The sequence below is a fragment of the Streptomyces sp. NPDC003635 genome (assembly GCF_053587635.1).
On the sequence record NZ_JBSFOK010000027.1, the window covers coordinates 1 to 15,471 of the forward strand.

General features: G+C 71.9%; 11 protein-coding genes. 10 read left to right on the forward strand and 1 reads right to left on the reverse strand.

Annotated elements, in window-relative coordinates; all coding sequences use genetic code 11:
* The first annotated feature begins 179 nt into the window (after positions 1 to 179).
* From ACWDRW_RS24045 to ACWDRW_RS24055, 3 genes are read left to right on the forward strand one after another with little or no spacing between them, the layout of a single operon-like run.
* Complete coding sequence (locus ACWDRW_RS24045; protein WP_451726177.1) at positions 180 to 1,529, forward strand: tetratricopeptide repeat protein; 1,350 nt, start codon at positions 180 to 182, stop codon at positions 1,527 to 1,529.
* A complete protein-coding gene (locus tag ACWDRW_RS24050; RefSeq protein ID WP_451726083.1) occupies positions 1,526 to 3,181 on the forward strand; it encodes a HoxN/HupN/NixA family nickel/cobalt transporter in 1,656 nt (551 codons plus the stop codon). Before ACWDRW_RS24045 ends, ACWDRW_RS24050 begins: the two co-directional genes overlap by 4 nt.
* Before the next feature lie 33 nt (positions 3,182 to 3,214).
* Positions 3,215 to 4,828, forward strand: a complete 1,614-nt coding sequence (locus tag ACWDRW_RS24055) for a protein kinase domain-containing protein (RefSeq protein WP_451726084.1) — start codon at positions 3,215 to 3,217, stop codon at positions 4,826 to 4,828.
* Positions 4,829 to 4,853: 25 nt separating this feature from the next.
* Here the strand turns inward: ACWDRW_RS24055 and ACWDRW_RS24060 are convergent, their stop codons facing one another.
* Complete coding sequence (locus ACWDRW_RS24060) at positions 4,854 to 5,648, reverse strand: SGNH/GDSL hydrolase family protein (RefSeq protein WP_451726085.1); 795 nt, start codon at positions 5,646 to 5,648, stop codon at positions 4,854 to 4,856.
* A gap of 316 nt (positions 5,649 to 5,964) precedes the next feature.
* Between ACWDRW_RS24060 and ACWDRW_RS24065 the strand changes: the two genes are divergently transcribed.
* From ACWDRW_RS24065 to ACWDRW_RS24095, 7 genes are all read left to right on the forward strand, one after another.
* Positions 5,965 to 7,170 carry a S8 family peptidase gene (locus ACWDRW_RS24065; RefSeq protein WP_451726086.1) on the forward strand — a complete coding sequence of 402 codons (1,206 nt, stop codon included), beginning with the start codon at positions 5,965 to 5,967 and terminating at the stop codon, positions 7,168 to 7,170.
* 170 nt (positions 7,171 to 7,340) lie between these two features.
* Positions 7,341 to 7,715, forward strand: a complete 375-nt coding sequence (locus ACWDRW_RS24070) for a hypothetical protein (protein ID WP_451726087.1) — start codon at positions 7,341 to 7,343, stop codon at positions 7,713 to 7,715.
* Position 7,716: 1 nt separating this feature from the next.
* Positions 7,717 to 8,814: a GNAT family N-acetyltransferase gene (locus tag ACWDRW_RS24075; protein ID WP_451726088.1), complete on the forward strand. Its 1,098-nt coding sequence runs from the start codon at positions 7,717 to 7,719 to the stop codon at positions 8,812 to 8,814.
* A 335-nt stretch (positions 8,815 to 9,149) separates the two neighbouring features.
* On the forward strand, positions 9,150 to 9,971 hold the full coding sequence (locus ACWDRW_RS24080) for a glycosyltransferase family 2 protein (RefSeq protein ID WP_451726089.1): 822 nt from the start codon (positions 9,150 to 9,152) through the stop codon (positions 9,969 to 9,971).
* Positions 9,968 to 10,975 carry a glycosyltransferase gene (locus ACWDRW_RS24085; RefSeq protein ID WP_451726090.1) on the forward strand — a complete coding sequence of 336 codons (1,008 nt, stop codon included), beginning with the start codon at positions 9,968 to 9,970 and terminating at the stop codon, positions 10,973 to 10,975. The genes ACWDRW_RS24080 and ACWDRW_RS24085 overlap by 4 nt, the downstream gene beginning before the upstream one ends.
* On the forward strand, positions 10,968 to 11,768 hold the full coding sequence (locus tag ACWDRW_RS24090; RefSeq protein ID WP_451726091.1) for a polysaccharide deacetylase family protein: 801 nt from the start codon (positions 10,968 to 10,970) through the stop codon (positions 11,766 to 11,768). The genes ACWDRW_RS24085 and ACWDRW_RS24090 overlap by 8 nt, the downstream gene beginning before the upstream one ends.
* Entirely contained in the window at positions 11,761 to 15,456 is a 3,696-nt protein-coding gene (locus tag ACWDRW_RS24095; RefSeq protein WP_451726092.1) for a lipopolysaccharide biosynthesis protein, read from the forward strand. Before ACWDRW_RS24090 ends, ACWDRW_RS24095 begins: the two co-directional genes overlap by 8 nt.
* Positions 15,457 to 15,471 lie beyond the last annotated feature (15 nt).

The window sequence follows — 15,471 nt, forward strand, 5'->3', positions numbered from 1 at the left end:
CCCAAGTACATCCAGTACGAGGGCTTGCACCCGGCACGCCGAGAGCACGCACCGGACGCCGCTCCTTGACGGGCAAACGTTGCCTGACGCGGCACCAGCAGCCGTCGGGGTGCGGGGTGGTGTGTCGGCCGCCGGTTCGTCGCGGCTGGTCACGCGGTTCCCCGCGCCCCTGGGGAGGCCTGCGCCCTGTCTTCTTCGCACGTGACCTAGGAGTTGGCATGAAAACTCGCGATCGCTTGCAACTCGCTCTGTGTTCAGGGTTGTTGGCCGTTGCGCTGTCCGGGGGAGCTGTCGCCCTCGGGGGTGGGCACGAGGACTCGGACGAACGGAGTGTCTCGCCCGTGAGTCTGATCACCGGAGATCTCGACACCGACGTGTCCTCGCTGCAACGCCATCTCCGTGAGCAGCCGCGGGACTTCGCCGGGTGGGCCGCCCTCGGACTCGCCTACGTCGAGCAGGCGCGCACCAAGGGTGACCCCTCCCGGTACCCGCAGGCCGAGAAGGCCCTGAAGCGGTCCCTGTCGCTGGAGGCCGGTAATGACCATGCGCTCGCCGGGCAGGCCGCCCTCGCCGCTGCCCGGCACGACTTCCCGGCCGCCCTCGCCTTCGCGGACAGGGCCCTGAAGGCCAACCCCTACAGCGAACGCGCCCTGGCCTCCCGCGTCGACGCCCTCGTCGAGCTCGGGCGCTACGACGACGCCCTGGAGGCCGCCGAGATCGCGGACGCCCGACGCCCCGGGGTCCCCGTCTTCGCGCGGTACGCCTACGTCCACGAACTGCGCGGCGACGTGAGGACCGCGCGGCGGGTGCTGGAGCAGGCCCTCGCCTCCGCGACGGCGCCCTCGGACGTGGCGTACGTGGCCACTCAGCTCGGCCAACTCGCCTGGAACGAGGGGGACTACGAGGAGGCGCTGCTCCAGTACGCGCGGGCGCTCGCCGCCGACGACTCCTACCTCCCCGCGCTGGAGGGGCGGGCCCGGGCCCAGGCCGCGAGCGGGGAGCGGGATGCCGCGGTGAAGGGCATGGAGGCGGTCGTCGCCCGCTCGCCGCTGCCCGGGCCGCTCGTCGTGCTCGGGGAGTTGTACGAGGCCGACGGGGAGCGGAAGCGGGCCGGCGACCAGTACGCCCTCGTCGACGCCTGGACCGCGCTCGCCCGGGCCAACGGCGTCAACGCCGACCTCGACACCGCCCTCGCCGCCGCCGACCACGGCGACCCGGACGCCGCCCTGCGCGCGGCCCGCGCCGAGTGGGAACGACGCCACACCGTGCACACCGCGGACGCCCTCGCCTGGGCCCTCCACGTCAGCGGGCGCGACGAGGAGGCACTGCCCTACGCGCGCCGGGCGACGGCCACCGGGTACCGCAACGCCACTTTCCTCTACCACCGCGGCATGATCGAGCGCGCCGTCGGTCAGGAGGGGGACGCCCGCGAGCATCTGGCGGCGGCCCTGCGGCTCAACCCCGGCTTCTCGCCGCTCGGCGCCCGTGAGGCCCGGGCCGCCCTGAAGGATCCGGAGGCCGGAGCGTGAACCTCCGTCGTCCGGTCGTCGTCGCCGCCGCGGTCGGCGCGGTCCTGCTGCTCGGCTCCCCGTCCGCGAGCGCCCACCCCCTCGGCAACTTCACCGTCAACCGCTACGACGGACTCGTCGTCGAAGCCGACGCCCTCCGCGTGGACCACGTCGAGGACCTCGCCGAGATCCCCGCCACGCAGGCCGGTCCGGAGATCGAGCGGCTGGGCATGGCCAGGTGGGCCGAGCGGCGATGCGCGAGCGCCGCGCGGGGCAGCGTCCTCCAGGTGAACGGCCGTACCACCGCTCTCTCCGTGAACAGCAGTCACGCGCGCGTGCGGCCCGGGCAGGCCGGGCTCGACACCCTGCGGGTGGAGTGCGCGCTGTCGGCTCCGCTGCCCGAGGGAGTGGGCCTCACGCTCGGCTTCCGGGCCGCCGGTGCCGACTCCGGCCCCGGGTGGCGGGAGATCACCGCGCGGGGCGACCGGATGACGCTCGCGGCCTCCGACGTACCGCGGGAGTCGCTGTCCGGGAAGCTGACCGCCTACCCGGAGAAGCTGCTCTCCTCCCCCGCCGACACCGCGACCGCCTCGCTGGAGGTGAGGCCCGGCGGGCCCGCGCTCGCCGAGGAGGACGAGCGGGACGCCCCCGCCGCCTCCGTGCTGCCGCGCGGCGCCGACCGGTGGACCCGGGCCCTTGACTCCCTGGTGGCCCGGAACGACCTCACCGTCGGCTTCGCCGCCCTCGCCGTGTTCATCGCGATCGGCCTCGGCGCCCTGCACGCCGTCGCGCCGGGCCACGGCAAGACGCTCATGGCGGCGGTGGCCACGGCCCGCGGCGGCAAGGCCCGGATGAAGGACGTCCTCCCGCTCGCCGCCTCCGTGACCGTCACCCACACCCTGGGGGTGGTCGCCCTGGGCCTGCTGATCACGGCCGGTTCGGCCGCCGCGCCCTCGGTCATCGCCTGGCTGGGCATCGCGAGCGGCGCCCTGGTCACGGGCGCGGGCATCACCCTCGTACGACGGGCCTGGCACCAGCGGGCCCACCAGCGCGCGCACGCCCATGCTCACGCCCACACCCACGAGCACGCCCATGCGCACGAGCGGACCCCCGCCCTCGTCGGCGCCCGCACCCACGAGCACGGCCGAGAGCAGGTGCACGACGAGCACGCACACGGGCATGACCACGAGGAGACCCACGCCCACGAGCACGACCATGAGCAGGCGCACGACCATGAGCAGGCGCACGCCCGCGGGCACAGCCACTCCCACGGCGGCACCACCCACACGCACTCCCACGGCGGCAGCACCCACTCCCACTCCACCGCCCCCACCGTGCGCGGCACGATCCTGCTCGGTTTCGCCGGTGGGCTCGTGCCCAGCCCTTCCGCCGTCGTCGTCCTGGTCGGCGCCGCCGCCCTCGGGCACGCCTGGTTCGGGCTGCTGCTCGTCGTGGCGTACGGGATCGGGCTCGCGCTCACCCTCACCGCGGCCGGATACGCCGTCGTACGGCTCGGGGCCGGGGCGAGCCGGCTGCTGGAGCGGCGTCCGCGCTGGGCCGTCCATCCGGTGACGGGTCTGGTCCGCCGCGGCGCACCGCTGTTGTCCGCGTTGGTCGTCGTAGCTCTTGGGGCCGGATTGGTGCTCAAGGGGGCGGCATCAGCCCTCGGTTGAGCTACTTTGTGAGGAAAAGGAGATTTCGCGCGCATGCGAATGGGGGCGCCCGTGTCCGACGCACCGGGCAGTGAACGAGTGATCGCGGGCCGCTACCGTCTCCTGTCCCCACTCGGTGAGGGTGGCATGGGGACCGTCTGGCGCGCCCGGGACGAGGTGCTGCACCGCGAGGTCGCCGTCAAGGAGGTGCGGGCCCCGCACGGGCTGCCGGCCGCCGAGGTGGAGCGGATGTACGCCCGTCTGGAGCGTGAGGCGTGGGCGGCGGCGCGGGTGGCGAACCGGAATGTGGTGACCGTGTACGACGTGGCCACCCAGGACGGCCGCCCGTGGATCGTGATGGAGCTGGTGCGCGGGATCTCCCTCGCCGAACTGCTCGACGCCGAAGGCCCGCTGCCACCGCAGCGGGCGGCGAACATCGGGGCCGAGGTGCTGTCGGCGCTGCGGGCCGCGCACGACGCCGGGGTGCTGCACCGGGATGTGAAGCCGGCCAACGTCCTGCTGGCCAACGACGGCCGGGCGGTGCTCACCGACTTCGGGATCGCCATGGTCGAGGGCAGCTCCGCGCTGACCATGACCGGCGAGGTCATCGGCTCGCCCGAGTTCCTCGCCCCGGAGCGGGCGCTGGGCCGCACCCCGGGGCCGGAGTCCGACCTGTGGTCGCTCGGCGTGCTGCTGTACGCGACGGTGGAGGGCAACTCCCCGTTCCGCCAGGACACCCCGCTCAGCACCCTGCGGGCGATCGTGGACGAGGAGCTGCCGCCGCCGCGCCGGGCCGGTCCGCTCGCCCCCGTGATCGAGGGGCTGCTGCGCAAGGACCCCGCCGAGCGGCTGTCGGCGCAGGAGGCCGAGCAGGAGCTGCGGATCATCGGTGCCGGAGGCACGCCCCGCGCGGGCGCGCTCCGGGCGACGCCGACGCCGTACGCCCCGACGGTCGCCTCGCACCAGCAGCCGCCGACGCCCCCGAGGGCGTACACACCTCCGCCGAGCTTTCCCGGCACCGCCCCGACGACCATCGGTCCGGAGCGCCCCGGTCGCAACCGCCGTGCCGCCGCCGTCCTGATCGCGGGTGTGGTGGTGCTCGCGCTGGCGATCGCCGGTCTGACGTACGCCCTGCTCAACCGCGAGGACGACGGCAAGGAGGCGGGCGGCGGCAGCACCACCAGCCAGGAGGAGACGCCGACCACGCCGACCGAGACGGACGAGGAGAAGCCCACTCCGACGCCCACGCCCAGCGACACCCCGACGACGAGCGCTCCGCCGCCGCAGTCCGTGCAGGTGTCGCTGGCCGGGGCGAACACGCAGTACGAGGGGGCCTGCCCGCCACCGCAGGGGGAGGCTCCCTCGTTCACGGCGACGTTCACGGTGGGGCGGCTGCCCGCGGAGGTCAGCTATCGCTGGGTGTCGCGGGACGGCGATGTCATGGACTCCGGCTGGAAGACGCTGTCGTTCCCGGAGGGCGGCACGAAGACCAAGCAGGACCGGGCGTTCGTGACGACGAACGACGACAGCGGGTCCTTCGAGAACGAGATCAGCGTGGAGGTCCGCGACCCGGTGGAGACGACGTCCAACTCGGTCGCGTTCTCGGTCACCTGTGAGACGGAGACCCCGACGGACGGGGTCTCCCCCTCCCCTTCGGTGAGCTACTGAAGGATCAGGCCGAGTTGCTGAACGATCAGGCCGCGCTGTTCAGGACGGGCAGGTAGCCGCCGGACTGGCCGGCCGCGGTCGGGTGGTACGACTCGCCGATGTTGAGCCAGTTGACGCTGTGCAGCCAGGAGCTGCCGGAGCAGATCTCGTGGCCGGTGAAGGTGGTGCGGACGTCGCCGAAGGTGAAGGAGTGCGCGGCGGCACGGCGGGCGACGGCGGCGTTCAGGTAGTCGGACGCGTCGTTGATGGCCTTGCGCTTGGTCTCGGACAGTCCGAGGCAGGACTGGCCGAGCTTGTAGAAGCGCGGGTAGCCGATCACGACGACACGGGCGTTGGGCGCCTTGGAGCGGATCGAGGAGTAGACGTTGTCGAGCTGGCCGGGGAGCGTGGAGTCGACGTACGCCCGGGCCGTGTTGATGCGCGAGACGCAGGCGCTGTCGGACTGGAGCACACAGGTCGTCATGACGTCGGCGAACCCGGCGTCATTGCCGCCGACGCTGACGGAGACCAGCGCGGTGGCGGAGTTGAGCGGGCCCATCTGGTTGGCGAGAACATCACCCGTACGGGCGCCTGAGCAGGCCGTGAAGGCGAACGACGAGGGTGAGTTGGCGGCCGCCCAGAGGTAGGGGTGGGCCTTCGTGCTGCGCTTGCAGTCGCCGCTGGAGCTGATGTAGCTGCCGGCGCCGACCCCGGACGCGTAGGAGTCACCGAGGGCCACGTAGGGGCCCGGGGCGGCCTGTGCCGAACCGGCACCGGCGAGGACCGCACCGGCGGCCAGGAGGAGCGAGCTGACGTAAGCGGCAATTCGGGAACGTCTCATGGAACCTCCCTTTAGCAGGATCTCTGCCATAACTTTCGTACCAACTACGCGTGTTGACGGGAAGTGTCCATGCCAAGACTTTCGACCCCGAATCGACCCGGACCCTATGGGTTCACTATGCGTTTGATTACGTGCTCATGACAGATTTGTTGACAGCCCCTCAACTCCCTTGTTCTACGCCTGTAGACCACCCACTCTTGATCCAGCCCGTAGCGGGAACGCGACGCTCCGCGGCCGTGCGCGCGATCACGTGCGCACCCCCCACAGACGCGTGCCCCACCCAAGCGCGCGTCGCCAATGAGGAGGACTCCCTCGCATGGCACAACTGCGTAGCAAGAGACTGCGGTTCGCCGCGATAACCGGTCTGGCGACCGCCGCCCTCGTGGGCGGGCTCACCTCACTGCCCGCCCAGGCGGCCCCGGCCGAGGGCAGGGTCCTGGCCGCCGACTCCCCCGCGGCCATCAAGGACAGCTACATCGTCACGCTGAAGAAGGGCGCCGGTTTCAAGGCGGCCTCCGGCACGGGCAGGGGGCTCATCAAGGAGTACGGCGGCTCGGTGAACCGCACCTTCGGCACCGCGCTGAACGGCTACACCGCCACCCTCTCCGCGGCCGAGGCGCGACGCCTGGCCGCCGACCCGGCGGTGGCCTCGGTGGAGCAGAACCAGCGGGTGCGGGCGGACGCCACACAGTCCAACGCGCCCTGGGGCCTGGACCGCATCGACCAGACCTCGCTGCCGCTGTCCGGCACCTACACCTACCCGGACACCGCGGGCAGCGGCGTGACCGTGTACGTCATCGACACCGGTGTGCGCATCACCCACTCGCAGATCAGCGGCCGTGCCTCCTACGGCTACGACGCCGTCGACGGCGACACCACCGCCTCCGACGGCAACGGCCACGGCACCCACGTGGCCACCACGATCGCGGGTTCCACCTACGGCGTCGCCAAGAAGGCGAAGATCGTCGCGGTCCGGGTGCTGAACAACAGCGGATCCGGTACCACGGCGGGCGTGGTCGCGGGCATCGATTGGGTCACGGCCAACCACTCCGGACCCTCGGTCGCCAACATGTCCCTCGGCGGCGGCGCCTCCACCGCGCTGGACACGGCCGTACGCAACTCCATCGCCAGCGGCGTGACCTACGCGGTCGCGGCCGGCAACAGCAGTGCCAACGCCTCCTCGTACTCCCCCGCCCGGGTCACCGAGGCCATCACCGTCGGCGCCACCACCAGCACCGACGCCCGCGCCAGCTACTCGAACTACGGCTCGGTCCTGGACATCTTCGCGCCCGGCTCCTCGATCACGGCGGGCTGGCACACCAGCGACACCGCGACCAACACCATCTCCGGTACGTCGATGGCCACCCCGCATGTCGCGGGCGCCGCCGCGGTCTACCTGGCTGGCCACACCTCCTCCACCCCGGCCCAGGTCGCCTCGGCCCTGACCGCCGGTGCCACCACCAACGTGGTGACGAGCCCCGGCACCGGTTCCCCGAACCGGCTGCTGAAGCTCGTCCCGTAACTCCTGGACCACCTGTTCCCCGGAGGACCCCACTTCCTCCGGGGAACAGCCCTGTACAGGCCCACGCCGTCTTGACGGCCCCCTCGCGACTGAGCCACATTGAAGCCCGGCATCCGGCGCTTCGGGGGGCAAAGTCGCCAATGCAGACGTTAAGGCTCAAGACATCACGCGTGCGACCGGAACCGGGGGACCTGGCGCCGCTGCTGGCGGGCGCCGCGACGGCCGTGGGGGCGGCCGGGGCGCTGCTCGCGTTCGCCGACAGCGACTCGCCGCTGCGCGCCCCGCTCACGCTGTTCTTCCTGCTCGCGGCCCCGGCCGCGGCCATCGCCGCCGCGCTGCGCGGGCTCGAACCGTTCGGCCGGACGCTCGCCTCGCTGGCGGGCGCGGTCGTGGTCAACATGCTGGTGGCGCAGGGAATGCTGGCCCTGCACAGCTGGTCGGCAACCGGCGGCATCCTGGCCGTGACGGCGCTCAGCGCCCTCGTACTCCTGCTGGTTCTGGTACGGCGGCTGCGCGGCCGTACGGAAAGAAGGCGGACTCCCTGACGTGGACATCAGCGTGTACCGTCCCGGCGAGCTGACCGCCGCCGACCGGACGGCGTGGACGGCGATGCAGGCCAAGGCCCATCTCAACGGGTCGCCCGAGCTGGCGAACCCCTTCCTCTCTCCCGAGTTCGCGCTCGCCGTCGGCCGGTGCCGGCCCGGGGTACGCATAGCGGTCGTCCGCGAGCAGGGCGAACCCGCCGCGTTCTTCCCGTACCAGCGCACCGCGGCCGGGGTCGGCCGGGCCATCGGGCTCGGGGTCTCCGACGCCCAGGGCCTGGTGCACCGGCCCGGGTTCAGCTGGGACGCCCGGGAGCTGCTGCGCGCCTGCGGGCTCGCGGTGTGGGAGTTCGACCACCTCGTCGAGGGCCAGCCGGCGTTCCAGGCCCAGTCCACCGGGTCGTACGCCTCCCCGGTCATGGACGTGGACCAGGGGTACGAGGTGTACCTCGGCCAACTCCGGGAGCGCTCACCGAAGTTCACCCGGACCACGCTCGCCAAGGAGCGCAGGCTCGGCCGGGACCACCCGGACGTGCGGTATGTGCACGACGAGCGGGACCCGGCCGCGCTGCGCACCCTGATGGCGTGGAAGTCGGCGCAGTACCGCAGGACCGGACGCAGCGACCGCTTCGCGCAGGACTGGATCACGCGGCTCGTGGAGCAGCTCTTCCACTCCCGCACCGAGTCGTTCGCCGGGCTGCTGTCGGTGCTGTACACCGGGGAGCGGCCGATCGCCGCGCACTTCGGGCTGCGCAGCGAACGGGTGCTGGCCTGCTGGTTCCCGGCGTACGACCCGGCGTTCTCCAAGTACTCCCCCGGCCTGGTGCTGCACCTGCGGATGGCCGCGGCGGCCGCTGCGGACGGCATCGCCTATCTGGACCTGGGCCGGGGCCAGAAGGAATACAAGGACTCCCTCAAGTCACGCGAGCTCAGCGTGTCCGAGGGGTGGGTGACCCGGCGTCACCCGGTGGCGCTCGGACATCGGGCACGGCGTGCCCCGGTGCGGGCCCTGCGCAACGTCGTGGTGTCCAGGCCGGAGCTGTTCGAGCCCGCCGACCGCCTGCTGAAGCGGGTGGGAAAGATCCGCTCAGGGCGGAAGTAACGGAAAAACCAACAAAAACGTGAGGCCTGGTTCCAGGTCTTGCCATATGGACGCAATCGTCAATACCGTCATACATCTCACCCGCATCGGACCACCACTTACGCGGACCAGGGGAGGGCTCAGGGCCGCGGTGGAATCCGGCGCGGGAGCGCGGTAGGGGGGTTCCGCACTCGGTCGGCGTACTGGAGGTACGCGCGGCCGGGGCGTGCCGCGCAATCGGCTGTCGCCTGGGCGGGAGCCGGTGAGTTGTGCCAGTAATAACCCCCCTTTCGAACCGGACACACAGCCGGGCCGCCCGGGGGCGGGCGGTCCACCGGACGAGAGGGACCAGACTCATGAGCTCAGTTCTGCGCCCGGCGACCACGGGCGACACATACCGCACGGCCGGCGCGTACCGGCCCGTCTCCTCGCATCTGGCCATCGCGCCGCCGGTGAGCGTGGTCATCCCGGCCATGAACGAGGCGGAGAACCTGCCGTACGTCTTCAAGACCCTGCCGGACTGGATCCACGAGGTGGTCCTGGTCGACGGCAACTCCACCGACAACACCGTCGAAGTGGCCCGTGAACTGTGGCCGGACGTGAAGGTCGTGGAGCAGCGCGGCAAGGGCAAGGGGGATGCCCTGATCACCGGCTTCGAGGCGTGCACCGGCGACATCATCGTGATGGTCGACGCGGACGGCTCGGCCGACGGACAGGAGATTGTCAGCTATGTCTCGGCGCTGGTCTCCGGCGCCGACTTCGCCAAGGGGTCCCGCTTCGCCAACGGGGGCGGCACCGATGACATGACCTTCATCCGCAAACTGGGGAACCACGCCCTGTGCGCCGTGGTCAACCGCAAGTTCGGCGCCCGGTACACGGACCTGTGCTACGGCTACAACGCCTTCTGGCGGCACTGCCTGGACAAGATCGACCTCGACTGCACCGGGTTCGAGGTGGAGACCCTGATGAACATACGGGTCGTCAAGGCGGGTCTGAAGGTGCAGGAGATACCGAGCCACGAGTACCTCCGCATCCACGGCACCAGCAATCTGCGCGCCGTGCGGGACGGGTTCCGGGTGCTCAACGTGATCCTCAGGGAACGCTCCAACCGCCGGGACCTGCGCCGCCGCGCCGGGCGCTCGCCGATGCTCGACTCGGTGCGGGGAGAGGTGTCTTGAGCCAGTCCCGCGCGACCGGCGGGCCGGACATCTCCGTAGTGATCTGCGTCTACACCGAGGACCGCTGGGAGGACATCCTCGCGGCGGTCGCCTCGGTTCGGGCGCAGTCCCGCCCGGCCCTGGAGACGCTGCTGGTCGTCGACCACAACGACGTGCTGCGGGAGCGGCTGGCCAGGGAGTACAAGCAGGCCACGGACGTCCGGGTGCTCGCCAACGCGGGCCCCCGCGGTCTGTCCGCGGGCCGCAACACGGGCATCGCCGCCTCCTACGGCGAGGTGATCGCCTTCCTCGACGACGACGCCGTGGCCGAGCGGGACTGGCTGCGTCACTTCGCCGCCGGGTACGCCGACCCGCGCGTGATGGCGGTCGGCGGCCGTACGGAGCCGATCTGGGCCTCGGGCCGCCGCCCGGACTGGTTCCCGCAGGAGTTCGACTGGGTGGTCGGCTGCACCTACCGCGGCCTGCCACCGGGCCGGGTCCGGGTGCGCAACGTCCTCGGCGGCAACGCCTCCTTCCGCCGTACGGCCTTCGACGCGGCGGGCGGCTTCGCCACCGGCATCGGGCGCGACGGCGACAAGCGGCCGCTGGGCTGCGAGGAGACGGAGCTGTGCATCCGGCTCACCCGGGCCAGGCCCGACGCGGTCCTGCTGATCGACGACCGGGCCGTGATCCATCACCGGGTGCCCGAAGCGCGCGAGCACTTCGCCTACTTCCGCACCCGCGCCTATGCCGAGGGCCTGTCGAAGGCGCTGGTGGCCCGAAGTGTCGGCGCCGACAAGGGACTCGAGTCCGAGCGCCGGTACGCCACCCGGGTTCTTCCGGCCGGGGTGGCGCGCGGACTGCGGGACGCGCTGCTGGGCCGGGCGGGGGGCGCGGGCCGGGCCGGCGCGATCGTCGCCGGGGTGCTCACCGCGGCCGGTGGGTATGCCGTCGGGAGCGTCCGGGCCCGCCGGGGCGCGGTGACGTACTCGGTGGCGGCGGTCGAGGAGGGCCGGGATGGATGACAGGGCTGTGCCGATCCTCATGTACCACGCGGTGTCGTCCGAGCCGAACGACGCCACCCGCGCCCTGTCGGTGACCCCGGAGGCGTTCGCGGAACAGATGGCGGTCGTCTCCGACCTCGGCCTGACCCCGGTCACCACCGCTGAGCTGGCGGCCTGTTGGCGAGCGGGCCGACCGCTGCCCGCACGCCCGCTGCTGGTCACCTTCGACGACGGCTACGAGGGCGTGCACCGGCACGCCCTGCCCGTGCTCGCCAAGCACGGCTTCCCGGCCACACTGTTCGTCTCCACCGGCTGGCTGCGCGGCCCGTACGACACCGGCGGCGCCCTCGACACCATGCTGGACTGGGACCAGGTACGCGAACTCGCGGCGGGCGGGGTGGAGATCGGGGGCCACAGCCACACCCATCCCCAGCTCGACCAGCTCCCGGACGAGAAGCTGCGCCGGGAGCTGATCCTGTGCAAGGAGATCGTCTCGGACCAGCTCGGCGCCGGCCCGGCCTCGTTCGCCTACCCGTACGGCTACTCCAGCCGCCGGGTGCGCGAGGCGGTGCGGGAGACGGGGTACGCCCAGGCCCTCGCCGTCGGCAACGGCCTCGCCCGGCGCCGGCAGGGACCGTACGCGCTGCGCCGGGTCACCGTCCGCCGCGGCACGGGCGCCGAGGAGTTCCGGCGGCTGGTCGAGGGCCGCGCGATCACCCGCACCTTCGCCCGGGACCTCGCCCTCACCAAGGGCTACGCCATGGTCCGCAGAGCCCGACAGGTACGCCGGAAGGCCATCCGAACCCGTGTCTGACACGACGACCACGACCGAGGCCGAGCAGGAGCCGGCCGAGGCGCCCACCCAGCCGGGGCGGGGCAGCCAACTGTTCCGCAACGCCTACGCCCTGATGCTCAACACCGGTATCTCCGCGGTGCTCGGCCTCGGTTTCTGGCTGGCCGCGGCCCGCTACTACTCCGAGTCGGCCGTCGGCCAGGGATCGGCCGCCATCGCCGCGATGAAGTTCCTCGCGGGCCTGACGGCGGTGACCCTGACCGGCGCGCTGGCCCGGTTCATCCCGATCGCGGGCCGCGCCACCGGACGGCTGATCTTCCGCACCTACGCGGGCAGTTCGGTGGTCGTGGCACTGGCGGCGGGCGTCTTCCTGCTCACGCTGGACATGTGGGGGCCGTCGTACGCCTTCCTGGACGGGCCGCTGCCCGCGCTCTTCTTCGTCGTGTCCGTCGTCGCCTGGAATCTGCTCACCCTCCAGGACGGGGTGCTGACCGGACTGCGCAGCGCGCTGTGGGTGCCGGTGGGCAACACCGCCTTCTCCGCGGTCAAGCTGGGGCTGCTGGTCGCGTTCGCCACGGTGGTCCCGACGACCGGGGTGTTCGTGTCATGGGTCGCGGCCATCGCGATCTCGGTGCTGCCGCTGGGCTGGCTGGTGTTCCGCCGGCTGGTGCCGCGGCATGTGAAGTCGACCGAGGAACACGCCAAGCCGCCGTCGCTGCGGGAGGTCGGCCGGTTCCTCGCGGGCGACTACACCGGCTCGCTGTTCTCGCTCGCCGTGGTCTATCTGATCCCGGTGATCGTGGCGGCGCAGGTCAGCTCCGAGGACAACGCCTACTTCTACATCACCGCCACCATCGGCGGCACGGTCAACCTGCTCGCCATCAACATGGGCGCCTCGCTGACCGTCGAGGGCTCGCACGATCCGGGCCGGCTCGCCGCCAACACCCGGGCCGCGCTCAAGCGCATGGCCCGCATCATGATCCCGGTCGCGGCGATCCTGTTCTTCGGTGCGCCGTGGATCCTCGGCGTGTTCGGCACGGGCTACGCGGACGCGGCCACCCCGCTGCTGCGCTGGTTCGCGGTCGGCGGACTGCTGCGGGTCGTGATGGAGACCTACTTCGCGGTGCTGCGCGCCCAGAGCCGGACCGCCGGACTGGCCTGGCTCCAGGGCCTGTTGTGCGCACTGGTGCTCGGTCTGACACTGCTGCTGCTCCCCCGCATGGGGCTGACCGGCGCCGGTGTCGCCGAGATCGTGTCGCTGGCGGTGATCGTGGCGATCGCGGCACCGAAGCTGTACCGGACCGTGCTGACCGCGCCGGCCGAACTGCCCGAAGGGTCGGCACCCGACGGTGATCTCGCGGACCTGGGGGCGCGGGAGGGGGCTCCCGCTCGCGGGCCCGCCTGGGCACTGGACTCCGACACCCTCGCCCTCGGCATCCACGTCGACTTCGACCACCTGGAGCGCCGGCCCGACGTCCGGCCGGGCCCGGGCACCCCGCCCACCGGACTGCCCGCCGTGCGGCGCCCCGAGCACCGGCCGACCTGGGCGGCGGGGCTGCCCGTGGAGAGGGGGGTTCCGCCGCGCGAGCCGGAGGTGGACGCGCCGTTCGAGACGGAGGAGAAAGCGGTCGTCCCCGAGGTGCCGGAGGCCGTGCGCGAGGAACCGCCCGAGCCGGAGGAGACGCGGGAACGGCTGCTGCCCACCCGCCTCGGAGTCGTGCTCGGCTGTCTGCTGATCGCCGCCCTGCTGCTGTACTGGGTGCCCGCGCTCCGGCTCGGCGAGGCGGACCTGGACGCGATGGGCGGGCTCGGACTGATCTCGGTGCTGCCCACGCCGACGCTGATCGGCGCCGGGCTGCTGGTCACCGTGTTCGCCTCGCTGCTCTGGCTGGGCCGCGAGCACCGGACACTGCTGCTGGTGACCCTGCTGGCGACCGTGGTCTCGCTGCACGCGCTGCCCGCCCTGATCGAGACCGAGCCGAGGTTCGCCACCGCCTGGCAGCATCTGGGCTTCCTGGACTACATCGACCGCACCGGGTCCGCCGTACCGGATCTGGACGCGCGCTGGAGCTGGCCCGGGTTCTTCGCGGTGGCCGCGTTCGTGGCACAGGCCTGCGGGGTCTCGGATCTGACCGAGGTCATCCGCTGGTGGCCACTGGCCATGCAACTGCTGTACCTGGTCCCGATGTTCCTGCTGACCCGCTCGATGCGGGCGAGCTGGCGGGCGCGGTGGACCGGCATCTGGGTGTTCGTGCTCAGCGGCTGGGTGGGCCAGGACTACTTCTCCCCGCAGGGCTTCACCTATCTCCTCTATCTGGTGTTCGCGGCGATCCTGCTGGTGTGGTTCCGGGCGCCGCGGGTGATATGGACGAAGGTGCGGCCCGGCGAGCTGGAGGTCGAGCCCACCGACCGGCGGCAGCGTGCGGTGCTGCTGCTGGTCGTCATCGGACTGTTCGCGGCGAGCGTGCCCGCCCACCAGCTCACCCCGTTCGTGATGCTCGGCGTGCTGGCGGTGCTGGTGCTGGTCGGGCGCAGCGAACTGCGCGGACTGCCCGTGCTGTTCGGGGTGATGGTGCTGTCCTGGATCGGCTTCATGGGCGAGCCGTACTGGTCGGGCCACTTCGACGAGCTCTTCGGCGGGGTCGGCGGCGTCGGCTCGAATGTCTCCTCGTCCGTCTCCGGCCGGATCGAGGGCGGCAGCTCCACCCACAAACTGGTGCTGTACGCACGGGTGCTGCTGGCCGGCGGTGTGATGGCCATGGCCTGCTGGGGCTGGTGGCGCCGCCGTGATCACAAGTACCGCGAACGTTCCCTGGTGGTGCTCACCTTCGTCCCCTTCCTCGGCTTCGGCATGCAGAGCTACGGCGGCGAGATGGCGCTGCGCGTCTTCATGTTCGCGCTGCCCGGCGCCGCCCTGCTGACCGGGCTCGCCCTGTTCCCGCGCACCGGCGTGACCGCGAAGGAACGCGACAAGGACCGGGTGAGCCTCGCCCCGCTGGCCGCGCTCATGGCGGGCCTGGTCCTCATGGGCGGCTTCCTGGTGGCCCGCTGGGGCAACGAGCCGTTCGAGCGGGTGCGGCCCGGCGAGGTCGCGGCCATGGAGTACGTGTACGCCCATGACGAACCGAGCGCGCGGCTGCTCTGGCTGAGCAACGACACGGTCAACGTCGTGACGCCGTCGATGCCGTGGGGCGCGCGGGACATGGAGAAGGTCGAGTACCTGCCGACGCTGGCGCCGGTGGACCCGGTGCTGGTGTCGGGTCTGGTCAAGGCACTCAAGGACGCGGGCCCGAACTCGTATCTGATGATCAACCGCAGTCAGGTCACCTACCTGCGGATGGACGTCGGCTACTCGGACAACTGGGAGCCGCGGCTGATCCACCACCTCGACCGGCGCCAGGAGCTGAGGAAGGTCTTCGTCAACGAGGACGTGACCATGTACGCGCTGCGCGAGCAGCCCGCCGGCGAGGTCCCCGAGGCCGATCCCGGCCCGATCGGACCGAAGGTGACCTGGACCCCGTGGTCGGTGGTCGGGGCGCTGGCGGCCCTCGCGCTGATCGTGCTGCTGGCGGCGCGCGAGCTGGTCCGGGTCGCGGTGCGGCCGAGTGTGCGCCAACTGCGCTGGCTGCAGAGCAGCTTCTGGTTCTCGCTGCCGCTGCTGGCGGTGCTGCTGGCCTCACTGGTGCAGCGGTTCCTGACGATCAAGTAGACGCGGGGGCAGGGG